Annotated in this window: 19 protein-coding genes; 9 read left to right on the top strand and 10 right to left on the bottom strand. The window is 62.5% G+C overall.

The window, feature by feature from the left end; genetic code table 11:
- Positions 1–37: 37 nt before the first annotated feature.
- The 7 genes from tagH to FJ960_RS13625 all read left to right on the top strand — a co-directional run bounded on the left by tagH (position 38) and on the right by FJ960_RS13625 (position 12850).
- The gene (gene tagH / locus FJ960_RS13655; protein ID WP_140714558.1) at positions 38–1117 is read left to right on the top strand and encodes a type VI secretion system-associated FHA domain protein TagH; all 1080 of its coding nucleotides are present in this window, start codon (positions 38–40) and stop codon (positions 1115–1117) included.
- A 398-nt stretch (positions 1118–1515) separates the two neighbouring features.
- On the top strand, positions 1516–2904 hold the full coding sequence (tssL, locus tag FJ960_RS13650; protein WP_348642359.1) for a type VI secretion system protein TssL, long form: 1389 nt from the start codon (positions 1516–1518) through the stop codon (positions 2902–2904).
- Positions 2905–2924: 20 nt separating this feature from the next.
- The gene (tssM, locus tag FJ960_RS13645; RefSeq protein ID WP_140714671.1) at positions 2925–6458 is read left to right on the top strand and encodes a type VI secretion system membrane subunit TssM; all 3534 of its coding nucleotides are present in this window, start codon (positions 2925–2927) and stop codon (positions 6456–6458) included.
- A gap of 135 nt (positions 6459–6593) precedes the next feature.
- Complete coding sequence (locus tag FJ960_RS13640) at positions 6594–7373, top strand: PP2C family serine/threonine-protein phosphatase (protein ID WP_140714554.1); 780 nt, start codon at positions 6594–6596, stop codon at positions 7371–7373.
- Entirely contained in the window at positions 7370–9904 is a 2535-nt protein-coding gene (locus FJ960_RS13635; RefSeq protein WP_140714552.1) for a serine/threonine-protein kinase, read from the top strand. Before FJ960_RS13640 ends, FJ960_RS13635 begins: the two co-directional genes overlap by 4 nt.
- 13 nt (positions 9905–9917) lie before the next feature.
- Complete coding sequence (locus tag FJ960_RS13630; protein WP_181174237.1) at positions 9918–10409, top strand: DUF1036 domain-containing protein; 492 nt, start codon at positions 9918–9920, stop codon at positions 10407–10409.
- The gene (locus tag FJ960_RS13625; RefSeq protein ID WP_140714550.1) at positions 10406–12850 is read left to right on the top strand and encodes a M23 family metallopeptidase; all 2445 of its coding nucleotides are present in this window, start codon (positions 10406–10408) and stop codon (positions 12848–12850) included. Before FJ960_RS13630 ends, FJ960_RS13625 begins: the two co-directional genes overlap by 4 nt.
- Positions 12851–12888: 38 nt before the next feature.
- Here the strand turns inward: FJ960_RS13625 and FJ960_RS13620 are convergent, their stop codons facing one another.
- The gene (locus tag FJ960_RS13620; RefSeq protein WP_246672787.1) at positions 12889–13428 is read right to left on the bottom strand and encodes an OmpA family protein; all 540 of its coding nucleotides are present in this window, start codon (positions 13426–13428) and stop codon (positions 12889–12891) included.
- Positions 13429–13601: 173 nt separating this feature from the next.
- Between FJ960_RS13620 and FJ960_RS13615 the strand changes: the two genes are divergently transcribed.
- A complete protein-coding gene (locus tag FJ960_RS13615) occupies positions 13602–14138 on the top strand; it encodes a hypothetical protein (protein WP_027143745.1) in 537 nt (178 codons plus the stop codon).
- A 51-nt stretch (positions 14139–14189) separates the two neighbouring features.
- On the opposite strand, the gene FJ960_RS13610 is transcribed toward FJ960_RS13615, so the two are convergent.
- The 4 genes from FJ960_RS13610 to FJ960_RS13595 form a co-directional block, all read right to left on the bottom strand.
- Complete coding sequence (locus FJ960_RS13610) at positions 14190–15362, bottom strand: caspase domain-containing protein (RefSeq protein ID WP_246672786.1); 1173 nt, start codon at positions 15360–15362, stop codon at positions 14190–14192.
- Between the two features lie 73 nt (positions 15363–15435).
- Positions 15436–16533, bottom strand: coding sequence for an OmpA family protein (locus FJ960_RS13605; protein WP_140714546.1), 1098 nt, complete (start codon positions 16531–16533; stop codon positions 15436–15438).
- 138 nt (positions 16534–16671) lie between these two features.
- A complete protein-coding gene (locus FJ960_RS13600; RefSeq protein WP_140714544.1) occupies positions 16672–16953 on the bottom strand; it encodes a hypothetical protein in 282 nt (93 codons plus the stop codon).
- Positions 16954–16969: 16 nt separating this feature from the next.
- Positions 16970–19441 carry a caspase family protein gene (locus FJ960_RS13595; protein ID WP_246672785.1) on the bottom strand — a complete coding sequence of 824 codons (2472 nt, stop codon included), beginning with the start codon at positions 19439–19441 and terminating at the stop codon, positions 16970–16972.
- Positions 19442–20112: 671 nt separating this feature from the next.
- Between FJ960_RS13595 and FJ960_RS13590 the strand changes: the two genes are divergently transcribed.
- Entirely contained in the window at positions 20113–20298 is a 186-nt protein-coding gene (locus FJ960_RS13590; RefSeq protein ID WP_140714540.1) for a hypothetical protein, read from the top strand.
- 46 nt (positions 20299–20344) lie between these two features.
- Here the strand turns inward: FJ960_RS13590 and FJ960_RS13585 are convergent, their stop codons facing one another.
- The 5 genes from FJ960_RS13585 to FJ960_RS13565 all read right to left on the bottom strand — a co-directional run bounded on the left by FJ960_RS13585 (position 20345) and on the right by FJ960_RS13565 (position 25380).
- Positions 20345–21283 (bottom strand): sugar phosphate isomerase/epimerase, encoded by a 939-nt coding sequence (locus FJ960_RS13585; RefSeq protein WP_140508169.1) that lies wholly within the window; start codon positions 21281–21283, stop codon positions 20345–20347.
- Positions 21284–21307: 24 nt separating this feature from the next.
- Positions 21308–22300 carry an inositol 2-dehydrogenase gene (gene iolG, locus FJ960_RS13580; protein WP_140714538.1) on the bottom strand — a complete coding sequence of 331 codons (993 nt, stop codon included), beginning with the start codon at positions 22298–22300 and terminating at the stop codon, positions 21308–21310.
- A 97-nt stretch (positions 22301–22397) separates the two neighbouring features.
- The gene (locus tag FJ960_RS13575) at positions 22398–23216 is read right to left on the bottom strand and encodes a carbohydrate ABC transporter permease (protein ID WP_140508165.1); all 819 of its coding nucleotides are present in this window, start codon (positions 23214–23216) and stop codon (positions 22398–22400) included.
- Entirely contained in the window at positions 23213–24121 is a 909-nt protein-coding gene (locus tag FJ960_RS13570; protein ID WP_181174236.1) for a sugar ABC transporter permease, read from the bottom strand. The genes FJ960_RS13575 and FJ960_RS13570 overlap by 4 nt, the downstream gene beginning before the upstream one ends.
- Positions 24121–25380 (bottom strand): extracellular solute-binding protein, encoded by a 1260-nt coding sequence (locus tag FJ960_RS13565; protein ID WP_181165891.1) that lies wholly within the window; start codon positions 25378–25380, stop codon positions 24121–24123. The genes FJ960_RS13570 and FJ960_RS13565 overlap by 1 nt, the downstream gene beginning before the upstream one ends.
- Positions 25381–25396: the final 16 nt, after the last annotated feature.

Here is a 25396-nt window from a genome sequence, read left to right as displayed (position 1 = left end):
AGAATACCTTGGATTTCAGCGTTGACAGTGGCCTCGAATGTTCATTTCGCTCCAGATCAGCAATGTCGACAGGCTGCCGCCAGGGGTCGCGACGAGCTATGCCGCGCGCGACCGCAGCTTTGAAATCGGGCGCGAAAGTTGCGACTGGACACTCTCGGACCCCGACAAAATCATCTCCGGCCGGCATTGCGAAGTCCGCTATCAGACGGGCTCGTTCTGGCTTTATGACCTCTCGCGCAACGGCACTTTCGTCAACGGCTCCAGCCAGCGCATCAATGCGCCGCATCGACTGACCCGAGGCGACCGGCTGCTGATCGGCCGCTATGTCATCACCGTTTCGATCGATGAAGAGCGCGGCGCCACCGGTCATGCGCAAGCAAGGACCGGTTCGACGCAACGCGAGTTGTCGCGCTCGACGGGAAGGCCGGTTGAACTCGGCAGTACACCATTCCTCAATCCGGGGCAGCAGCGACCGGGCGAGGCAGCGCCCATGTCGACGCCTTCGGCGCCGCTGCCCAGCCCGGCTGTCCCAGCCAAGCAGCCGGCGGATGCGGTCGGAATACTTCGCGACGTCGCCTTGGCGGCCGGTCTGTCGCCGGAGCTGTTGTCGTCACGCGACCCGCATGACGTCGCGACCGAGATCGGCGGGGTCTTGCGAACCACGGTCGAGCAACTGTCCCTCCTGCTCAAGGCGCGCGCGGCGGCCAAGGTGCTCGCCAAGAGCGCGCACCGCACGATGATCGGCGCCGAGGACAACAACCCGCTGAAATTCGTGCCGGGGACCGACGACATGCTGGAGATCATGTTTGCCAGGCGCCGGGCAGGCTATCTCGATGCCAAACGTAGCATCGAGGACGCGTTCGGCGACCTGAAGACCCACGAAATCGCAACCTACGCCGCCATGCAGGCCGCACTCGCGAGGCTGCTCGACGACCTGTCGCCGGAGGCGATTGCCAAAAAGATCCCGCCTGCCTCCTTTTCATCCAGGAAAAGCCAAGCCTGGGATGCGCTCGTCGCTACGTGGCGCACGATGGAGGACAAGCATGAAAACGGCATGCTGGATGTCTTCCTCGCCTATTTCGCTGAAGCCTATGCCAAGGCCTGTAAGCAGAAATAGCCGTACTCGCCAAATCTCGTTAGCACCGCTCTTACGGGCTCTATTACGAGCCCCATAGAAGAGGCCGCTTGCCTGATCAGCCCGCTTTCCGATTTCAATCGGCTGCCTGTGCGACTAGAATACACACGGGCGCTTGCCAAGGCTGGCAGAGCGGCGCGGCTTGGGGCGTGTGCAGGAATGTCATGTTTCGGCAAGATCAGGCTTTCCACGCGGCTCGCTGCTGATCCTGACCCTTGCGCGCCGCTTTCCCCTCCCGTGAAAGTTCGTTGCACCTCGACGGTGGTGCGCCGATGAGCTCGAAGGACGATTCCTCCGAGCCTCCGGACAAAACCGTCATCCGCGCGCCACGGCCAAGGCAAAAGCCGCTTTTGGCCCCCGGTCGTTCCGGTGCGCCAAGCGTGCCCCCTCTTCCATCACCCGCCAGGGAATCGACGGTGTTCGACCCCGGCGTCGGCCGGCAGACGCCCCCCGGCTGGTCGTCCCGAACCGTGGTCATTCAGGACGACGAAGCGGTGCCTGCAAGGGCACCGGCGTTGCAGCAGGATGTCTTGCTCAACGCCACCGTCGGCGTGAAGTATGCCGCGGCCAATCCTATCCTTGCCGCCGCAGCCCCCTTGCTCATGCTTTTCGGCCAGTTGCGGTTGATACCGGTCGAATGGCAAGCGGCCGCTCTGGCGGAGCATACCGCAGACGTTATCGAGAGGTTCGAGCGTACCACCGCCAAAGCCGGAATTGGGGAAGAAGACGCGCGGATCGCAAAGTTTGCACTTTGCGAAACTGCCGACGATCTCATCGGCAACCTACCCTGGCCGGAAAAGCAAAGCTGGGCTCAGCACAGTATGGTGGTGAGGTTCTTCCACACGCAGTCCACAGGTGCGGGCTTTTACGAAGCGCTGAACAATCTCCTCACCAAGCCTGAAGCGCATTGCGACCTGCTCGAATTGATGCATGCCTGCCTGTCGCTGGGATTCCAGGGCCAGTATCGGGGGTTGCCGCGTGAACGCAACGCGCTGGAGCGCGTCCGGCACGACGTCTACGACACATTGCGCTATTTCCGGCCGCGTGCCGCCGAAGACATTTCGCCGCGGTGGCAAGGCATGGCGGCGGCGCTGGCCAGGCCAGGAGTGCGGCTGCCGCTGTGGGCTATCGCAGCCGCCGCGGCGACCCTGGTGACGGCGGCCTTTTTCTGGCTAAGGATATTGATCACCAATGAAGGCGATGTAACGGCCGGCGAGTTGCTGGCGCTCAATCCTTCGACCCCGGTTACCATTGAACGCGCCAGCGTGGCGGCACCCAGCGAACCGGTGCAAGCCAACCCGCCACCACCTCCTGCGAACACCACGCAGATCGACCGCATCCGAAAGGCACTCGCCAAGGAGGTCGCCGGCGGCGGACTGAGCGTCGGCACGAAGGGCGACTTCATCGTTGTCGAGATCAGCAACCAGCTTTTGTTCGTATCAGGCCAGGCCGAGTCGACGGCACAATTCCAGCCCATCGCGGCGGACATTGCCACGGCGCTCGATGCCGAACCCGGACCGATCAAGATCGTCGGCCATACCGACAATGTGAAGCCGAAGAAGTCGAGCCCGTTCAAGTCGAATTTCGATCTTTCCGTGGCGCGCGCAAAAGCGCTGCAGGCCCTGATGGCCAAGCAGTTGAAGGACCCATCGCGCCTGAGCGTCGATGGCAAGGGCGAAGACGAACCCATCGCCGACAATGCGACGGCTGAAGGGCGCGCCAAGAACCGCCGCGTCGACGTGATAATCCCAAAGGAGGACGCGTTGTGAGCGGGCGCGGCCAGGAGCGGCTGGTCGGCTGGGTGCTGCCGATCTTCAGCGTGCTTGCCTTGGCCGGCTACTCGGCCGCCATCTGGTATGCCGGACCCCTGATCCGCTTCGCCGATACCCGCCCGCTTGGGTCCGTGTGGCTCAGGGCGGTGATCATCGGTGCGACCATGGCGGCGCTTGCACTGTTCTACGGCATTCGCTTCTGGCAAAGGCGCAAGGCGCAAAAGGCACTCGAAACGGCCATCGTGCGCAGCGACGAGCGGAGCGACGACTCACAGGTGCTCGAAGCACGCATGAGTGAAGCCATCGCAGCCCTGAGGCGGACGAGCCGTAAGCGCAACTTCCTTTATGATATTCCCTGGTACATCATCATCGGGCCGCCAGGCGCCGGCAAGACGACGGCGCTGGTCAATTCCGGGCTGAAGTTTCCGCTTGCGGGCTTCGGCAATGCCCAGCCGGTGGCCGGCGTCGGCGGCACACGGTTATGCGACTGGTGGTTTACCGACGAAGCGGTGCTGATCGACACGGCCGGCCGCTACACGACGCAGGAATCGGACCGCGAGCGCGACAAGGCAAGCTGGCTTGAATTCCTGCGACTACTCAAGAAAAGCCGCGTCAAGCAACCGATCAACGGCGTGATCCTCGCCATCAGCCTCGCCGATCTAATCAGCCTCGACGACCAGCAGATCGAGGCGCATATCACCGAGATAAGAAGCCGCCTGCGCGAATTGCACGAGACGCTGAAGGTCCAGTTTCCCGTCTATCTGCTTTTCACCAAGGCCGATCTCGTATCCGGCTTCATGGATTATTTCGGTGAATTCGACGAAGCGCGCAGGCGCAAGGTATGGGGCGCAACGTTCCAGACCGTAGATCGCACAAGGAACATGGCCAGCGAGGCGCCGGCCGAATTCGACGGTCTGGCGCAGCGCTTGGCAGCAGAAGTCGTCGATCGCTTGCAGGAAGAGGCTGATCCGGTGGCCCGCATCGCCATCTTCGATTTCCCGGCGCAGTTCGGCGCCCTCAGGAACCCGACAGCGCATTTCATCACTAGTTTGTTCGATGCCTCTCGATCGCGGGTGAATGTGAGCTTGCGGGGCCTCTATTTCTCCTCGGGTACTCAGGAAGGAACACCGTTCGACCAGGTGCTGGGCACCATCGGGCGCAGCTTCGGCAGCGCCTCGCAGGCGCATTTTTCCGGCACCGGCAAGAGCTTCTTCCTGCACGATCTCCTGACCAAGGTGATCTTTCCGGAATCGGGCTGGGTATCGTTCGACCGGGCGGCCGAACGGCGCGCCAGGTTCGCGAGATTTGGCGGCCTCGCCGCGATTGGACTGGCGGCCTTGACGGCGCTCGGCGTGCTTGGGCTGAGCTTCTTCGCCAACAAGTCGCTGATCGCCTCCACCAGGCAGGCCATGGCGCAGTATCGCAACAGCGCGGATTCGCTGCTCAAGAGTACCATGGTGACCGATGTCGATCTCGAAAACGTCATCGGCCCGCTCGACCAGTTGCGCAACCTGCCAGCCGGGTTCGGGAACGGCGACCAGCGAAAGCCGATCGAGGGGACGTTCGGGCTTGGCCAGCGCGAGAGGCTGCTGTCGGCGTCCAGGGATGCCTACCGGCAAGCGCTCGAGCGGACATTCCGCTCCCGGCTCTTGGTGCAGGCCGAGCGGACCATCCAGGCCAAGATAGCCGATCCAATCGCGCTCTACGAGCCGCTGAAGATCTACCTGATGCTGGGCGGCAAGGCTCCGAAGGTCGATAACGAGTTGATCGTTTCCTGGATGAAGCAGGATTGGGAAGTGAACCGCTATCCGGGCGAGAACAACCGCGCAGGCCGCGCGCAGCTCGAAAAGCATCTGCGCGCGATGCTCGCCCTCGACGACGCCTACGATCCTCTCTTCGAGCTCAACCAACCGTTGATCGAAGCCGCGCAACGCTCCCTTGGCCGCATGAGCCTTGCCGACCGCGCTTCGGCGCTGATCAAGTCAGCGGTTTACGCCGCAAGGCTGGACAACTTCTCCCTCGCGGCGAAAGCCGGTCCTGAGGCACAGCTCGTGTTTGAACGAACCGATGGCAGTGATCTGGCGGATCTCAACGTTCCCGGACTTTACACGCGCGCCGGCTTCAACCGTTTTTTCCTGCCGCAGCTTTCGCGCATCGCCCAAACGCTTATGAACGATCGGTGGGTGCTTGGCGGCGGCGAGGAACAGGGCGGCATCGACCAGGACCTGCCCAAGCTCGGCCCTGAATTGATCGACCGCTACGGCAAGGAATTCTCCTCCGCATGGAACGGCGTACTCGACCAACTGAAGTTCAAGGCGTTGCTCGAGGACAAGCCGCGATATCTCGCGCTTTCCGCCCTCGCCGCGGCGGGCTCGCCTCTCGATCGGCTCTACACGGCGATCGCTGAGGAGACCGCATTGTCGAAAGAGAACACCATGGCCGAGAGCGAAAGCGGTGCGGCACAAGAGGATCCCGTCACCATGGCCAAAGGCCTGGCTCGCATCGGCCTGCAGATCGCCGGCGGCAAGTCACAGACCCGTGCCGGTTCGGGCTCGGCTCTCGCACACAGTGCCGGTGCGAGCGTCGAGGCACAGTTTCGATCGTTCCAGTCCCTGGTCAGCGGCGCCAATGGACGGCGGCCGCTCGATGCTCTGGCGCGGAACTTTCACGACATTTTTCAAAGCCTGACGCTTTCGGCCGAAGTCCCTTCACAGGCCGAACGCATCAACGCCAACCTGCAGCTGCAGATCTCCACGCTGCGCGCCAATGTCTCGCGCCTTCCAAGGCCGCTTGCGCGCATGGTCAACGCGGCAACGGACGAGTTTGCAAGTAACATCGCCGAAGCTTCGGTGGCCAACCTCAACCAGAATCTCGACCAGACGGTCACACGAGCCTGCGAGGAGGCGGTCAACGGTCGCTATCCCTTCGCCAGCGACGGCACGGAAGAGATCTCGATAGCGGATTTCGCCAGGCTTTTCGCACCAGGCGGGCTGATGGACCGCTTCTTCGCGCAGAACCTTGCGTCGCTGATCGACATGACCGGCCAGGAATGGACCTGGAGACAGGATGCCCGCTCCGGCCACGAGCTCGCGAAGTCGACCTTGAAATCCTTTCAGTCGGCTGCCGAGATCCGCAGCGCCTTCTTCCCCTCCGGCGGCTCGGTGCCGTCGGTTTCGCTCACCATCACGCCTTTTTCGCTGAATGGAGACGCGGACAACGCGCTTCTCAACATTGACGGCCAGACTGTCCAGAGCAGTCAGACCGGCAATGCGCCAAGCACGGTGACGTGGCCAAACAGCACTGCCTCGGCTTCCGCCAGCCTTACCCTTATGCCGGAAATGCCAGGCCGCGACTCAGCGCTTAAATTCGAAGGAGCTTGGGCCCTGAAGCGTCTGCTGGACAAGGCGACCATCACCGCCAACGGCGCCAACACCGAAGCCCGCTTCGTGATCGGCGGACGAGACGTCGCTTACATGATCCAGTCCGGATCGGGGGCCGATCCCTTCCTGTTGCCAGCCCTGGCCGGCTTCAGCTGTCCGAAGGCTTTCTGACATGGCCGTGTTCAAGCGCGCCTACGGCTGCAGCCCTTATTTCGGTACTCTAATGTATGCGCATGTGGCAAAGTGGCCTGGGCATGCTGCCCGTGGTTGGTCACAGGGGACGCTCGCGAAGCGCTTGGTGGCAAATTGAGCACTGTCGCCCTTCCCATCGAAAGCTTCGGCGTGAGCCATAGGGGCTGCGTGCGCGACCACAACGAGGACAACTACCTGATCGACCCGCAGACCGGCCTCTGGGTGGTGGCCGATGGCATGGGCGGGCACGAGGCCGGCGAGGTCGCGTCGGCCAGCATCGTCGATCATCTGGCAACCATTGGCATCGCGAGCTCGGCACCGGACCTTCGCGCGCGCTTCGAAGACCGGCTGAGCCGCGCCAATTCCGAGATCCGCAACATCTCGCGATCCCGCGGCGTCACCATCGGCTCCACCTTCGCGGCCTTGCTTGCCATGGACGGGCGGTTCGCAGGCCTGTGGGCCGGCGACAGCCGCATCTATCTGGTCCGCAACGGCATGATCTTTCAGGTCTCGAAGGATCACACCGAGGTCCAGGAACTGCTGGATCGCGGCATGATCAGTGCGGAAGAGGCGCTTACCTGGCCGCGCCGTCATGTCATTACTCATGCTGTCGGCGTCAGCGACGAGCTCGAGATCGATTTCCAGCAGGGCGAGCTGATAGCGGGGGATGTTTTCGTTCTGAGCACCGACGGCCTGACGGCACATGTCAGCGACGCCGAGATCGAAGCCACGGTGAGATCGGGAACGCCGCAGGCGGCGTGCCAAAGCCTGCTGGAGATGGTGCTGGCGCGCGGCGGGACCGACAATGTGACCATCGTACTGGTGAAGATCGGCGGCGGGCGCGACGGTGCGCTCCATCAGGATCGATCCGGCGCGGAGAGCCTGGCCAGATGAGCGACGACGACAAGACGCGGTTATCAGCGAAGGTCACCTATGCTGGCGCCGGCACACAGCTCAGCGGCATTTACGAACTCGACGAGAGGATCGCATCCGGCGGCATGGGAGAAGTCTATCGCGGCCACAACATCCAAACCGGCGACCACGTAGCGATCAAGATCGTACTTCCCGAATTCGCCCGCGACCAGACGATCTTGTCGCTGTTCCGCAAGGAAGCCTCGATCCTCAACCATTTGTCGCATGACGCAGTGGTGCGCTATCACGTCTTCACCATCGATCCGAAGATCGGCCGCCCCTATCTGGCGATGGAGTTCGTGGACGGCCAATCACTCTTCGACGTGATGCGTCGCGGACCGATGCCGGGAGAAGAAGTGCGACGCCTTTGCCATCGCCTGGCCTCGGGACTGGCCGCGGTGCACCAGGCGGGCGCGGTTCACCGAGACCTGTCGCCGGACAACATCATCCTGCCCGGCGGGCGGGTGGAGCGCGCCAAGATCATTGATTTCGGCATCGCTCGGTCGGCGGCCGCAGGCGGTGAAACGCTGATTGGCGGCAAGTTCGCTGGCAAATACAATTACGTCTCGCCCGAACAGCTCGGCCTCTATGGCGGCGAGGTGAGCGAGCAGTCCGATATTTATAGCCTCGGCCTGGTGCTGGCCGCCGTTTTGCGGGGAAAGCCGCTCGATATGAGCGGCACCCAGTACGACGTCGTCGAGAAACGCCGAACCGTGCCGGACCTGTCCGACATCGATCCCAATTTCCACGAGCTCGTCGGCGCGATGCTGCAGCCGGACCCGCGCGATCGGCCGGCCAGCATGGCCGACATCGCCAGGGCAACGCGTGACGAGGACGTCGAGGTCACATTGGCGCCGGCAGCGTACGGTTCGCGTGAACGCTCGGGATTGCCGCGCGCCGGCTGGACGGTACTGCCCAAGTCCAGGGTCCAGCCTTCGCCTCCTCCTGGCGAACAGCGCTTCGTTGAACATGTGCGGCCGGCGCATCTGTCGCAACCAAGGTCCGCGCCAACGCCCGCGCCGGCCAGCACGACCATGCCGCCGCGAAAGTCGTCTCGGATGCCGGCCATCGCTGGCAGCCTCGCGGCGCTGGTGCTCCTGTTGGGCGGCGGGCTGTACTTCAGTGGCATACTGGCGCCACCGCCGGCCGAAGAGAAACTCAAGCCGCTGATCGCAAAGACGGTGGCCCAGGCGCCGCAACCGGAAGCATCGAAACCTCAGCCACACCCACCGGTGCAACCTCGGCCAGAGCCGTCAAAAACCGACAACGCCGGCACCTTCGAAACGGTGAAGCCACCTGCCCTGCCGGATGTAAAGGCGAAGACCGCAATACCGGCTGAGAACCAGGCGGACGCTGCAGGCGAGCAGCCGGCAACAAAATCACAGGCTAACAACAATCCCCCGCAAGTGCCAGGGGTCGGGATCAAGCCAGCCCAGACGCCGACCGCCAATCCGCCAACGGCAGCTTCGGTGCCAAAGGCCGAGGAGAGTGCGAAAGTGCCAAAACCAGTCAGTCAGCCGCCGGAGACATCGGCGCGAAGCCAGGCGGAGGCAGAGGGCAAGCCGGCGCAGGAGGCAGACCTCCCAGCGACAAAACCAAGCGCAACCGACCTCGTCAACAGGCTCTCCAAATTGGCCAAGCCTCAGGCTTCCCCGCCGCCGATTGCGCAGCGCCCCGTGCCGACGCAGCCGACCACGCCGCCGGCTGAACCGGCGGCGCCTCTCCCGCCCGCCATCCAGCCGCCGGCAACCGTGCCATCAGAGCCGACACAGACGGCGCAGTCGTCCCAGCAACCGCCACCGGTGACCACACAGCCCGAAAACACCGAAGTCGCGATGAATGTGCCCAAGCCGGCGGTCCCCCCGGCGACGACCGGCGACGAGACCGCGCAACGCGCTTCATGGGTGCGCGACTTCAGCGGCGGCGACTGTTTCTACGCGTCGCTGACATCCGAAGACGCCAGCGCCGTAGCTATCGAAGGCTTCGCGACGGCCGTGCAGCCATTCGAGCAGTTGCTCAATGAATTTCGGGCAAGGTTCCATCTCGAGCCGGACATCAGCGTCCGTCTGATCGACCAGCCCCAGTGTGAAGTGACCAGGCTCCTGCGCTTTCTCGACCGCAACCGGGTGGATAGCCCGCGGCTCGTTCTCGACCGGACATCGGTGCCGGATGGCGCGCCGATCAGCGGCACGCTGGCAACGCATGGGGGGCTCGTTTCCAACGTCATGCTGATCGACCACCGCGGCATTGCCTTCAACCTCGATGACCGCATGGTGGCGCAAACCGACAAGGCGACATTCAGCATCCCGATCGGTCTGGGCGCCGCCGACAAAGCGGCCGGCAAGCCCCTGCCGCAGATCATGCTGGTGATCACCGGACCGCACGATATCCAGGCCGCGATGTTCTCGAGACCGACACCGGCCTCCGACCTTCTGCCAAAGATCCTGGAGGAGATCGAGGCCGACGGCTCGCAATTCTCCGCCGCCGCCAAATATTTTCGGCTCGGCGGATAGAGATGAAACGCCGATGGACCGTCGCTCGCTGTCTATTTGCCAGCATCCCTCACGCGTAAAGCGTAGCTGGTTTCGATTCTTGCTGGCCGACCGCCTGGCCGGTTGCGCGCTGTTCGGTGCGGTGCTGCTCACTATCCTCTCGACCGGCACGGCGCGTGCTGAATTCACCGTCTGCAACCAGACGCTCGACGTCGTCAACCTCGCAGTCGGGCAGAAGGTCGACAGTGCCGACCAGACCGACGGCTGGTGGACCATCGGCGCCAACCAGTGCGTGAACGTGATCCGCGAGGAACTAACCAACCGCTACATCTACCTCTACGCCACCGACGTGTTCGGCCATGCGATCCTCAACGGATCGACCGAAATGTGCGTCGATCGGCGCCGCTTCTCCATCCGTGGCATCGAGGAGTGCTGGCCGCGCGGTCATATCGCGGCGCGATTCGTCGAGGTCGATACGCTCGAGCAGGTGCGCTGGACCTATTTCCTGACCGGAAGCAGCCCGTGACGCACAGCATCGACACGAGCTTCAAACAAAAGAAGCTGGCGCGCCAGAGCGAACGCCGACGTAAACTTTGGCGCCGCGTCCTTGCCGGCGTTGCTACGCTCACCGTCATCACCATCGCCACCAGCTTCTATCTTACCAAGGATGAGTGGTCGTTCGGCGACCAGAATGAGGACCTGCATCCCGTCGAAGGCATGGAAGACGTGCCCGCCGACGCGGCGGTCTATGTGCCGGCGATCATCGACCTTGCCGGTGACCCGATGTGGATCACACTGGCACCCGATGACGAGACCGCCACGAAGGGCCACACTATTGCGCGCCCGGCCGAACTCGACAGTTCCGGGGCTTCGCCGCAGATCGAAATCCTGTCCGACGTGATGCTGAGCGCCAGCGAGAAGTTCATGACGACAATCCCCTCGACGCAGGAGGATTTTGCCTTCTTCCAGGCGCAGCGGCAGGCACCTCCGAACCCCTCCGCTGCAGCACCGGACAATCAGCAGCCGACCTCGGCCGCACCTGCCATGGCACCCAATGAGCAAGAAGATGATCTGGCGAACGACCTGCAGGCGACGCCGGATGAAGGCGGGGTGCCCCCAGCTTCGCCGCTTAAAGCCGATGCAGACGACCCCGAGGCCGGCTGGGGCGAGACCATCGACCAGGGCGAAGCAGCGCTCCCTGCCTTCGCCAAGACCGCGATCGAGAACAACACCACCGTCGCGACCGTCATCAGCGAATATCAGCGTTTCGAGGCGACAGAGGACACCTTCGTGAAAGTCCTCAACGACCGCAGCCTGGAAAGCGTGGCGCTCGACGCGCATTTCTCCGCGGATGACGCCAGGCTTGCGGGCGAGGCGCTGAAAGCGCTGTTCGACCGCGACGGGTTGGAGCCCGGCTTTGTGGTCGCCTTGCGCGGTTTCCGGCCCAACCGCGAGACCACCGCCATGTCGCTGATGCAGGTCTCCGTCTACGCAAGGAATGTTTATGTCGGTACGCTGACGCGCAGCGCCGGGGGTCCCTTTGTTTCCGGCGCCGATCCCTGGGTTCGCGAGGACCTCTTCAACTATTCCGGTGGCTCGGATCAGGGCGGGCCGAAGCGGCAATACCGCCTGCTCGACGCAATCTATTCGACCGCGGCACGCAACAAGGTGCCGACCAGCGTGATCGGCGAAGCGATCATGTATCTGTCGCGAGGACAGGATCTGGACGCCTTCGCCGCCGAGGACCAGCGCCTGGTGCTGATCTACTCCCAGACCCCGCGCGGCCAAGGCGAGATATCCGGACGGGTGCTTTACGTCGGCGTCCTCGGTAGGGACAAGAACCTCGACTGCTTCGTCTATCAGCAAAGCGAGGGCCAGTATGCCTGCGTGACGGGCGATGATCAGGTCCGTTCGCTGTCCATCGCCAGCGGCATGGTCACGCCGGTGAGCGGGGTCATGACCTCGACCTTCGGCCCGCGTAAGCATCCCATCCTAGGGACGGTTCGAATCCACAAAGGCGTCGACTGGGCGGCTCCGATCGGCACGCCGATCATGGCGGCCTTCGACGGAGAGATCAGCTTCCAAGGCGATGGCGGCAGCTATGGCAATCTGGTCAAGATCGCCCATGCAAACGGACGCGAGACACGCTATGCGCACATGCAGAAGTTCGCCATCGCCAGCGGCGTCGGCACCAAGGTGAAGGCCGGCGATGTCATCGGCTATATTGGCACGACCGGGCTCTCGACCGGACCGCATCTGCATTTCGAACTCTATCAAAACGGCGAGGCAATCGATCCGCTCGGAACGCCCACCACGGTTGCTGCCGGCGCTGACGCCCGCTCCGGCGGATCCGGCAGCTCCGGCGATTCCGCCGTCGAGACGCTAACCGACCGTATCGTGCATGTCGAAAGCGGCGGCAGCGCCCGCGCCAAGAACCCCAACTCATCAGCAACCGGCGCTGGCCAGTTCATCACCAAGACCTGGATCCGGATGATGAACACTTATCGCCCCGATCTTGCCCGTTCGCTCTCGACCGCTGACCTGCTTGCGCTTCGCTACGACGTGACGCTGTCGCGTGAGATGGTGCGCAACCTCGCGCGCGAAGGCGAGGCTTATCTGCGCGCGCGCGGCCACCAGATAACCGCAGGGCGCCTTTACCTCTGCCACTTCCTTGGCATGGAAGGCGCGCACCAGGTGCTGGTTGCGTCCGGCTCGTCGCAACTGAACGCCGTTCTGGGGTCAGCGGTGATCGAGGCCAATCCTTTCCTCATCGGCAAGACCGCTGGCTATGTCATTGACTGGGCCGAGCGGAAGATGGGTCAAAAAGTGCTGCGCGTGGCGACAGACGCGGGCCAGCCGGCGACGACCACGACCGAAATCCGACAGACATCACCGGGGTTCGAAAAATACAAGCAGGCCATAACGGCGCTGCTCAATTCGATCCAAGGGGCGTTTCAGCCGGGCTAATGCATATCGCTGTTAAATGATCGCCTGTTGGCGACAGCCTACTCGGTCCTGACGCGCATCTCCACGCGGCGGTTGACTGGATCATAAGGATCGGCGACGCGCGGATGCGATTTGCCGAGGCCGATTGCTTCCAGTCTGGCAGATTCTACGCCGTTGGCCGTCAGGAAGGCCGCCACCGACCGCGCCCTTTGCTGCGAAAGTTCCTGGTTATAGCGGTCCGAGCCAGTCGCATCGGTATGGCCTTCGACGACAAAGCTGAACGTGCTCAGCCGATTGTCCTTCAGCGCCTTGGCGAACTCATCGAGTTCGGTGCGCGCAACCTGGTCGAGTTGCGCGGAATTAAGGGCGAAATTGATCATCATGTCGAGGCCGGCCTTTTGGGAGGTTGAGCCAGTCTTCTCGGCCTTGCTCTTGCACTCTTCCTCCGTGCCGACGCAGATGCCGCGCGAAGCACCCAGATTGCCGGGCTGGCCGGCGAAGAACTTCACGATGTCTTCCGACTTCTGAAGCGGATCGGCGGATACGTGCGTCGTAAGAAGCATGGCCACCAATGCCAAGGCTGAACTGCCCAATCGCATGACCGTCACTCCTGTCCGAGTGGATTTCGCTGGCGGCTACCATATCAAATCGGGAAGCGATTGTCTGTGGACAAACGCAATTTGCTCGTGTCCGCCACCGTTAAAGGCTGACGCTTGACCGGCGCTCGGCCACAGGCTTGAGTGTTTGTCTGCTGGCTTTCAGGGGGGCAGCCATGGCTAACGAACTCGGATACAGAACGGCACGGGATCTGTTTCTTGCTTGTCCCGCCATCGCCAGGGACATGAAATCGCTGGCCACCGGTCAGCCGCCGCTTGATTTTTGCCGTAACCTGCTTGCCGGGCGAGTCCCGGAAGAAGCAGTCACGTTCTGTGCCTACCTCCTCCCCGAGCGAGCCGCCGTCTGGTGGGGACATGAATGCCTGAGGAATGTCGCCGAGCTCCTCGGGAACCGGGATCTCGATTTGCTGGCGCTTGTTCATGCCCGCGTCGGCGAACCCGACAACCCCCACCATCAATCCGTCTTGAGCAAGTCCTTGGACCTGCCGCCGGCAACGCCGGCCGCCTGGATCGCTCTGGCAGCAGTATGGCGTGACCCGACCCTCAAAATGGAATCGAGCGGATTTCCTGCCGCCCATGCCGTCAATGCCGCGATCCTCGCTGGACTGGCCCGCGCCGCGCTGGCGGACCGGTTTACCTTGCTTTCCGCCTTTGTCGAGATGGGCATCCAGATGGTGGAGATGGAGGCCTAACGGCATTCGCCTCCCCTGCTCGCCTTCACCGGCGCTGGCAGCAGCCCAGCATCACTGGCAGCCGCCTTGCGCCCATCTGGCCAGCGCGACCTTGAATCGGGTACCGAGCGGATGCTGCAGCCGCAGGACCGAGACGTCGTTGGCAGCGAAATTCTTCGCCTGCTCGCAGAGCCGGGCCTCATTCCACTCATGGCAGCTATCGCAGTGCTTGCCTTCCCAGACCGACTTGTCGAGACCTTCCACCGGACTGAACAGCGGTTCGCCCTTGATCAGTTGGGCGATGCTCTTGCCGTCGATCGCCGGCTCCCCGAACTTGACGGGACGATCGAAAAAGATGGGGCCGTCGGTGGCCAGTTTCGGGATCTTCGCACGGAGAACATCGAGCGCAAGCTGATCGTCATCCTGGGCCGACGACCCGCCGGTTTTGCGCGTCCCGGAGCTGGCTTCAGCCGGCGGGGTGCTCGACTGCCCGACGATCAGCGGCGCGTTGAGATCGACCTTGTGCAGGACAACCTCGGTGGTCAAGGAAACATTGGCCCAGGGGCGTTGCTTGCCGGCCGTCGCCTTGAAGACGTCGCTGGTCACCCTGTTCATCGCTTCGGTGATGGAGACATTGGATTCCCCAATGTGCTGAAGCAATGCCGTCGTGAAGGGCGAGTGGTCGCCCGACCCATCATAGGCGAGCTGGTTGGGACTGGCAGCGAACGCAACGAGCGTTCCCGCGCCCCCATTTTCGATCGCGATTTCCGCAAGGCCGCTGCTTGCACCTTTGATGCCCGCGGTCTTAGCCAGGACATCGGCCAAGGGATTGTCCCGGCACGCGTCCAGAAACACCAACCTTACGCTGGTCTCGCGAGACATCTGACGCAAAATGAAATCGACGGACACGGCCTCAAAGTCGAGCGACGTTTCATCCTCGAGCGCGGCATCGACCGGAAGCAGGTAGTTCTTGCCTGAAACCTGCAAGCCATGTCCGGCATAGAAGAAAAGCGCGACATCGGCGCCGCGCACCTGCTTTGCGAACTGGGCGACCGTGGCCTGCGTCTGCTGCTTGGTCAGGTCGAAGCCGGAGACCACATCGAAACCAAGGTTCTGCAGGCGCTCGGCCATGGCCTGGGCATCGCGCACCGGATTGGCGAGCGGCGCGGCGTGCTGATATTGCGAGTTGCCGAGCACCAGCGCGACACGGCGCTCGGCAGTCGCGGCGGTCACAGTCAAAAGCAAGACAATCGCCACAAGGCCAGCGCCGCGAAACAAGCCAGCGCAAAACGCGAATGGACGGGAGCCCACCCCGACCTCAGTTCGCGAGCTTCGTGGCGGAGAATTCGATGCGCCGATTGAGTGCCTTGTTCTTTGGCGTATCGTTGGCCGCAACCGGCCGCTCCTCGCCATAGCCGGTGGCACTGATCTGGCGGCGCTGCACGCCATCGGCGACCAAAGCATCGGCAACCGCCTGGGCGCGCCGTTCGGAGAGCGCTTTGTTTGCCTCTGGCGAACCATCCGCGTCAGTGTAGCCCGCGACTTCCACATTCAGGGTCGGGCATTTGCCGACGACACCCTCAACCTCGGCGAGCAACGGACGGCTCTTAGCATCGAGTCTGGCGCTGGCTGGACGGAAATAGATGGCTCCGGTGCGCGATAACACTGCAAACCGGTTGAGGCACTCCTCGTCGCTGAAGTTGGCTTTCGCGGCGTCGGTGGCCACGGGACCGACTTCGGTGCCGCTGGCCGCGACTGTCTGCCCAGCGGCCGGCTTGCTGCCCTCAGCAACAAAGACGAAGTCGAAGGACACCGAGGCAGTGGGCACTATGTTCGTCACATTGGCGGCCTGCTGCAGCTTGTCGACGTTCGGCAGCAGGCCAAAGTCCTCCACATGCACCGCAACGGGAGCCTCGGAAGCAACCGAGACCTGGGTGTCACTGATCATGGTGACGACGACGCTCGCCTCCAGGTCCTTATCGACTCCGTGTAGACTGAGCCGGAACGGCAAAGTTGCCTTGATCCGGCGTTTGGCCGGCAAGTCGGCAAATGCAGCCGGGTCCACCTTTGCCCTCAGTTCGGCCGTCGGGTACTTGAATGTTTCGAAGAACAGGAATCGCATGCGCACGTTGCGGAGGTCGACGCCCGTGTCGACGGAATTGAGATCGAAGCTGATCTTGGCATCACCGGCGGAATTCAGCGTGCCGGTGATGTTCCTGATCTTGTTGGTCTCGACGATCGTGTTTTTCTTGACCGACTGATAGGTAAGCACCGAAGCGTCGGGATCGAGCGTCCAGTTCGGCGCGGCGCTCGCTGTCCGCGGTCCAAGGACCAGCAATTCCAATATGGCTACGATGATCAGGCCAGCACGCTGCGCTTTTGCTCGCGCTTGCCAGAATGCAATGACTTCGAACATGGAACGCCCCCGCCAGGCAACCCGATCCCGCTAACGGCACGCCGCAACCATAGAGCACTTGTTCCTGCTTGGCGAGCAGTTCCAGCGCGTTGTGGCCTACGATAGCCCTGCACCGCGTCGTGCGCTGTAGAGGCGCTATCACCCCCAGCCACCGCCACCACCACCACTACCGCCACTACCGCCAGCGCCACCGCCGCCCAAGGGCGCAATGACTGGGGTGGTCTCGGTCTTGATCGGCGTAAGCAGTTTCTTGGCGGTCACATTTTTCTGCTTGACCACCTTTGGCGCGGTCGTCGTGCGAACAGAGTTCGTACGATGTTTTGTCGTCGTCGGTTCGAGCGGGGGTGCAATGGTCGTGCACCCTGCCACCGTGAGGGATAGGACCGTTGCGACGATTACCTGTTTTAATGCCCAGCCCATCTGTTGCTCCATGTTATCAGAACACGTCCCGGCGCGGGTTGGCTTGCTCCCAGACCGCCCTGGCCGTCCTGACCAGTTGATCGTCCAACGAACCTTTCGCCGAAATCTTCGATTTCAGGTCCCCACGCATTTGCTTCAGGGCCGCCGTCTTCACCCTGGAGCCAAATTTCGACAGCGTATTCCTGGCATCGGGAATTTCGTTGCGAAGATCGAGCGCGGCCGCGAAAGCAAGGTAGCGCACCGCCAAGGCCTGGTCCGCCTGTTCACCCCTTTGCATCTCCAGAGCTGCGCGATCATACGCAGCCGACTGGTCGCCGCGCGCCGTCGCCAGCTCGAACAACCTTTGCGCTTCTGCAAGATCCTGCTGTACGCCGACACCGTCCCTGTACATACGCGCCAGGCTGCCGGGAGCGTAGGGCTGGCCAAGATCCATCGATTTCTGAAAAAGCGAGAGCGCTGTCTTGGGGTCCTTCTCGACACCCGTGCCGGCGAGGTAATTGCGGCCGAGCAGGTTCATCGAATACATGTCCTGCCGCTCGACGCCAGCCTTGAGGAAAGCCACGGCGCGAGCTGCATCGGCAGGCACGCCATTACGGCCTTCGGTGAAGATGGCAGCGAGATCGTTCATGGCATAAGTGTGCCCCATCGCCGCCGCCTTGAGCAGCAGGTCCAGCCCTTTGGCGGTATCACGCTCGACGCCATAGCCGTTGAACAAAGCGCGACCCCACGAGGTCATGCCATAGGGGTCGCCCTTGCCGGACGCTGCAGCATAAAAGGTATTGGCCTGCTTGCGATTGACGGGCATTCCCGTTCCCGTCGCGTTGAGGTAGCCAAGCTCGAACACTGCGCGCACATGCCCCTTATCGGCAGCCTCCTGGATCGCCTTCAAGGCCTCATTGACCTTCCCGGCGGCAAGCAGTGCCCGGCCGAGTTGGTAGTGGAAGCGGGCGACGTCCGGATACCCTTTCACCGCCGCCCGGCAGACCTCCGCGGCGTTGTTGCTGATTTCGTTCGGCAGCAGGCCGGGGACGACGCCCTGCAGGTCAAGAGGCTCACCGGCCTCCCTGTCGCAGGGGTCGACGCTTGGCGACAGCTTCATCGTCGCCGGCTTTGACGACGTGTTGTCGGCCCTGATTTCGAAGCCGACGATCAGTGGCTGGACGGCGCCGATCTGGGGTTCGTAGCGCAAGTGGTCGACTTCATTGGCCATCAGGCTTGAATCCGGTGACAAGGTCCGATCCGGCAGCGACAGCGTTCCCGTTGCCGGATAGCCTGCAAGTTTCAGGCTGACCGCCGGATCCGTAGTTGGGAAATCGAGCTGCAACGGAACCGGGCCGACGCCGACTGGTATCTGGACCTCATGGTTTTCGATTGCTTCGGCGGCGCCCGCAATATGAATACCGCGTTCCACTGCTTGCTGCTTCTGCTCGGACTCGAGCGAGGCTATAAGTTGCTTGCCCTCGGCACCCTCACCATTCTTGACCCGGAACACCAGGATGCCCCGGGATTCACCGCCCCAATTGTCGTGCGTTGAATAGGCCAGCATGTCGACTTGTTCCTGGGCCCCGGCACCTTTGGGGACGTCCATTCGCAATCGAGGGAGATCCTTGCCGGCAATCGGCTCCCCCGCCGCAACCGCCTTGCCATCCAAGATCAGACGCCCTAGCGCCGGCTGCCTGTCGATGCTGACGGTGACCGCACCGCCATCGACATCGACCGGCTCCGGCAGGTCGAGCGCGACAGGGCCGACGCCGGACGGTACGACCTTTTCCAACACGGGCGGCAGTGCAGGCCGGTTGGCGCGACGCATGAGGACGACCTCGTCGATCAGCGACGAGTTTTCCCAAGGCACCTGCTTTCCGGCCGTAGCCTCCACCACATCCCGGCGGACGGCCGCCATGACCGAGCGTATCTCCTGGTTCGGCGCCAGCGCGCGGCGGGAGAAGGCGGAGGAAAAAGGACTGAGGTCGCCACTTCCGTCATAAGCGACAGCACCGGGCTCGGTGGCGAAGGCTATAAGCGTGTTCAGCGAACTTTTAACCTGCGCAAGGCCGGTGTTGCCAGCGACGATGAGCTGGTCTCGCAACCAATAGTCTTTGCGCGGAAACGGATTGTTGCGGCAGGCGTCGAGGATGATCACCTGGATCTTCGATTTCGTCCTCAACTGCTGCAGCACATCATCGAGCTTGACGGCCTGAACCTCAATGTCGGCCGCGTTCTTGAGCGATGCATCGACGGGGATCAGGAAATTTTCACCGCCGATCTGAAAGCCGTGGCCGGAATAATACACGATCGCCAGATCGGCACCGTCCGCCGCCGCGAGGTAGTTGCGGAACTGTTTTTCGAATTCGATCTTGGTGAGATCCTTGGCGACGAACACGTCGAATCCAGCCAGCCGAAAGGTGCTCGACACGTCCTCGGCATCCTTGTCCGGATTCTTGAGGGCGGGAATTTCGCGGTATTCGGAATTGCCGATGACAAGGGCCACCCTTCGATCGGCACAAGCTTGGAACGCCGTGAAGCTCGCGAGCATCAGGGCCGCAATGAACGCAAAACATCGCAGCATGGCGCATCCTTAACTGCTCATGACCTGGGGTGCACAAGACACAGCTTGCGACACCTGGTCTGTTAAAGACTTCACAATCTGCCGAGACGGCAAGGTCGCACCCGCGATCGATGGCAGATGCTGTTCCCACAACTGCTAAAATAACCCAGTGGCGTGGGGACCGCAATAAGCTGGGCGAACGCGACCGAGCCTGCGGTGGTATCGGGGCCCTGCAGGGCTGGTTGCAGATGGCTAGCACGACAAAGGGCGGCGACGAACAGGCTCGGTTCGATCGCGCAAGCGACGATCAAAGCTACCAAGGGCAGTCGGTTCAGGAAGACAAGGGCCGGGTTGCATATCTACCCGCCCTGCCACTTGCGCCCGCCGGCACACCACTAATCACTTCGCGTGGTTGGAGGCCGGTCAGCGCATGCTCGTTCGGATCGATGGGGCCCAGCTTCGACGACCCGGAAGCGGCCGCGCTGCGTCATGCGCATGTTATCCGAACACGGTGCTGGCTGGGGTCCATTCCAAGCTGCGACGGCGACTAGGCCATTGCTACACGCCGTGTTGACCTCTGTGGCAGGCACTTCATTCCAGTGGAGGAGCCGGAAATGGCGTTCACAGTGATCTGGTACGGGCGGCAGGGCGTTTTTGACAAGGTGACCTTTGACGCTGAAAAGACGGCCAAAGATCACGCAATCGCCATGTTCCAGACCCGAAGGGTTGACGACGGCGTCGTATGCGTTGAAGTTCGCAAGGACAGCGGTACTGTCGTCTTCAGCCACGCCGAGAACTAGTCAGTAGGAGGCCGCTTCCGTGCCCGAACATAGGCAAATTCCCGCTTTATGAAAGGTTGATTGCCACATTGCGCAGGAGCGCAACCGATTTTCGCATACCTTCCATCGGGGTCAGCATCATGTCCTCGTGCTCGATTGACAAGACATCGTCGTAGCCAACCTGCTTGAGCGCGGTACAGAACTGCCGCCACCAGGTCTCACCGTGACCGTATCCGAGTGTGATGTAATTCCAGGCCCGTTCGGCATAGAGGTTTGGTGGGCGCGGATCGAGCGTGCCGTCGATGGCCGCGGTGATTGGCTCGATCCGGGTATCCTTGGCGTGGACATAGTAGATGGCCGAGCCGAGCGTGCGGATGGCGGCAATCGGGTCCGCCCCCATCCACAGCGGATGACTAGGGTCATAGTTGGCGCCGACCGTTTCTCCGACAGCGTCACGCAGCTTGAACAATGTCTGGACATTGTACACGGACTGATGGCCATGCAGTTCCAGGCATAGTTTGTGGATGCCGAGGTTGTTTGAAAACGCGACGAGATCGCGCCAGTAGGGAATTATCCGCTCTTCCCACTGATAGCGCTGGATCTTGAGGCATTCCGGCGGCCAATCGGTGATGATCCAGTTCGGGTTGGCGTCACCCGGCCCGCCCGGCAGGCCCGACATCATGACTACACGATCAATCTCCATCAGGCCGGCCAGCCGGATGGTGTCCTGTGTCACGCTATGGTGGACCTTGCCCTGCGGCCCCGGGTGCAGTGGATTGCCCGAGCAATTGAGCGCCGCAATCGTCAGCCCGTGATCCTGGACCTTGGCAACGAAGTCCTTGCGCGTGGCAGCGCTCGCCAGCATGGCCTGCAGGTCGATATGGGGCGCGGACGACCAGTTGCCGCAGGCGAACTCCAATGTCTGCAGTCCAAGCTCGGCCGAGGCGCGCAACATCTCGTCGAATGAGAGGTCGCCGAGACTGTCCGTAATCATCCCGATCTTCATCTGGAAGCTCCTCGTTCGATTGCACTAAAACCTGACGGTCTCGAACCTGCCCGACCTAGCGGAGGCAAGCGCGGCCTCGCACAGGATCATCGCTTTCCGGCCGTCGCTTGCCGTGACGTCGGGCCGTCGCCCTGTTTCGACGCAGATAATGAAATGATCGATCTCGGCGGCATAGGACTCGGCATAGCGCTCAACGAAAAAGTAATATGGTTTGTCGCGCGATATCGCCTTTGCGCCTGATATTTCGACCGATGTCGGCTCCCTGTTGCCGGCCCGCAGCATCCCATCCGCGCCATGCACCTCGATGCGCTGGTCATAGCCGTAGGCGGCCCTGACGCTGTTGTTGATGTGACATTGCCGGCCGGAGGCCGTGCGCAGCACGAACATCGCGGTATCGTAGTCCCCCAGCTTGGCATATTGCGGCGCGACAAGTGACGACCCGGTCGCGAAGAGCTCCACCGGCTCCTCGCCCAACAGGTTTCGTGCCATGTCGAAGTCGTGGATGGTCATTTCCCGGAAGACGCCCCCTCCCCCGGCCAGCGCTTCCTCGGTTTCCGGTTCCGGATCCCGGCTGGTGATGATGACCTGTTCAATGGCGCCGATCTCGCCTTGCGCAAGGCGGGCCTTCAGCGCCCGAAAACTCGGGTCGAACCGACGGTTGAATCCGATCTGAAAGGGCACACCTGCCTTCTCGACAGCCGCCAGACATTGATCCGTGCGCTTGAGATCAAGATCGATTGGCTTTTCACAGAAGATCGCCTTGCCTCTGGCGGCCGCGGCCATGGCCAGGTCCGCATGCGTTCTCGTTGCCGAAGCAATGAACACCATGCGAATCGATGGGTCATTCATCACGCTCTGGGTGCCGGCGATTTCAGCTCCTGTTAGAGCCGAAACCTTCGATGCGGCCTCGGTGTTCGGATCGACGATGTAGCGCAGGCGCACCCGAGGATGGCGCGCCAGGTTGGCTGCATGCACCTGGCCGATAAGGCCCGCTCCGAATAGACAGACATCGATCATGGGTTTGATTTCCCTGAAAGGCCGCGTGGTGTCGCGCGGCCTTGAACGTGGCCGGGACGGCGACTTGATTGAGGTGAGTGGCTGCCCAGCCGGGTCGTCATTTCACGGCTCCCATGGTCAGCCCGCGAACCAGATGGCGCTGCACCAGAAGCGCGAAGAAGACGATCGGCAGCGCGCCGATGACGCCGGCCGCCGACATTGAGGCCCAGTCGGTGTCGATGCGGCCGATCAGCGTGGCGGTGCCGCGCGGCATCGTCATCGCCCGGGGCGTGGCCGTCAGCGCCAGCGCGAACAGGAATTCGTTGAAAGTGACAAGCACGGCAAAGATGGCGGTCGCCGCGAGGCCGGGTGCTGCCAGCGGCAGGGTGATGCGCCGGAACGCACCGAAACGGGAATCGCCATCGACCATGGCGGCTTCCTCGAGATCCACGGGGATTTCGCGAAAGAAGCTCTCCATCATCCAGACGCAGAAGGTGATGTTGAAGGCGGTGTAGGTGGCGATCAAACCCAACCAGCTGTCGAGCAGGCCGAGCTTGAGCATCAGCAGATAGACCGGGATCAGGATGACGACCGGCGGCACGATGCGCAGCGTCAGCAGGAACAATCCGACCTTGCGCTCCATGGCGAAAGGCAGGCGAAAGCGGGCGATCGCATAGGCCCCCATGGCGCCGGCGACCAGGGCGATCGCCACGGAGAAGAATGTCACCACCAGCGAGTTGGTCAGATAGGCGCCAAACTGCTTCTCCGTGAACAGCCTAATGTAATTGTCCAGAGTCGGAACATGCGGATAGAGCGTGCCTTCCTGGGTGATCTCGCGATTGGACTTCAGCGAGGTCGAGACGAGCCAGTAGATGGGCAAGAGCACGATAGTCAGCACCGCGCTCATTACTCCGATGCGGGCCAGACGACTGTTCATGATGCGTCGACCCTGCGCAAAAGCCGCACGGCGCTGAAGGCCAGGGCAAGCACGACGAGACCGATGGTGACGAACAGTGCCGCCGCATAGCCCGTCTGCTGGAATTTGAAGGCGGTGTCATAGCCGTAGATCGAGACCAACCGCGTCGCCTCGCCCGGTCCGCCCCGGGTGAGCACGAATACCTGGTCGAACGTGCCGAAGGCGTCGATCGTTCGAAGCACGATGGCGATCGCCAGCACGGGCCGCATCATCGGAAAGGTCAGGTCGGCAAACACGCGCCAGTTGCCGGCGCCGTCGACGCGGGCGGCCTCGAAGGGTTCGTGCGGTAGCGACTGCAGGCCGGCCAGCAGGATCAGGAACATCAGCGGCGTCCATTCCCAGACATCGAGAACGACGAGGCCGATGAAGGCCTTGACGGGGCTGCCGAGGATCTGCACCTGGCCGCCGCCCGTCCACTCGGAGATTGCCGTCAGCATACCGGCGTCGCTGGCGTAGATCAGCCGGAAGACGATGGCGACGACGACCGGCGTGATCACCATCGGGATGATCAGAATGGTTCTGAGCAAGCGGATGCCGCGAAATTCCCGCAGGCAAAATAGCGCCAGGGCAAAGCCCAGGATCGCCTCGAAGGTGACCGACAGGGCGACGAATTCGACCGTCACCCAGAGCGAGTTCAAAAACTGCGGGTCGCTCCACAGCTGGATGTAGTTATGCGTGCCGACATCGGCGACGACCGAGCCGTAGCGATAGACCTTGGTGCTGGCGCGCAGACCGTCCCACAAGGGATAGACGAGCACGCCAAGCACGATCAGCAGGCTTGGCGCCAGCATAAGATAAGGGAGGGCGAGGTCGAGCCCCGCCCCCTGCAGACGATATTTGCGGCTCTGCGTCCCGCCGTTTCCCATCAATAGTAGCCGACCGAAGACAGGTAGTCCTTGACCTGCTTGGCGGCATTGTCCAATGCGGCCCCGCCACCCGAGCCAGCCTGCAGCGCCTTGTTGAGTTCGATGCCGAGCAGTTCCTCGACCTTGGCCCAGTCTGGCGTGCGCGGCCTCGGCAGGGCGCCGGCGTCGAGCTGCTGCAGAGCGACCGGGATCAGCCGGTTGCCGGGCTTGGCAATGCCGAAGGCGCTGCGCTTGACCGGAATGGAACCTGCTTCCGACAGCTTGGCCTGGATGTCGGCGCTGACATACCATTTCAGGAATTCGACCGAATTGGCCTTGTTGGGCGCCGATTTCGGAATGCCGGCGATGAAGATGCCCATCTGGGCGATCGCCGCAGTGTGCTTCGGCACGACGCCGAAATCGAGCTTGCCAGCCACCTTGGTCTGTGTCGGATCGTCGGCCTTCAGCGCATTGCCGGAATACTGGATGATCGCGCCTGCTTCGCCGCCGAGGATCGCCGCACCTTCCTGGTCCGAGTCGAACTCGACGACGCCGCTCGGCGCGTTTTGCTTCATGGTGCCGACGAAGAATTCTGCCGAGGCCTTGCCTTCGGCGGAGTTGAAGACCGGGTTCCACTTGTCGTCGAAGAAGGAGCCACCAAATGACAGGAAGACCGGGTACCAGCTGGTCACGATCGGATTGCCGGAAACGCCGCGGAACACGACCGGATATTTGATCTTGCCCGCCGCCACGCCTTCCTTGCCCTTGGCGATGACCTCGTCCCAGGTTTTCGGCGCACCGCTCGTGTAGACGTCGTTGCGGTAAGTCAGGGTCTGCAGATCGCCGACGAACGGCACGCAGATCAGCGTCGGCGTGGCGGTTTCGAAGCCTTTCACGCGTGCGCCCTTCTGCGGCGGCCAGTAGCCCATGTCGATCATCGAGCCAATCCAGTCCTTGTCGCCGCCGTCGATGCCGGCCGCTCCAAGATCCTCGAGCACATTGGCGGCGCCGAACTGCGGCACCCATGGATCGTCGAGAAGATAGAGGTCGTACTGGCCGGCGCTGTTCTTGGCGTCGGCGAACCACTTCTCCAGCGTCACGCCATATTCATCCTCGAGGAATTCGATGTCGAAGCCGGCATCCTTGGCCAGCGGGATGATCTTCTGTTTGAACGGCGTCAGGCCGCCATCGGCGAAAGCGCCGATGATCACCTTCTTGCCGGCCGCCCTGGCCGGGACAGGCAGGCCGAGTACGGTAAGGGCGGTGCTGGCAAGCGCCAAGCCAAGTCCTCCCTTG

It is taken from the genome of Mesorhizobium sp. B2-3-11, from assembly GCF_006442215.1.
GTDB classification, from domain to species: Bacteria; Pseudomonadota; Alphaproteobacteria; order Rhizobiales; family Rhizobiaceae; genus Mesorhizobium; species Mesorhizobium salmacidum.
The sequence above is the reverse complement of the archived record's forward strand: the minus strand, read 5'-3'. Positions and strand labels throughout refer to the sequence as shown.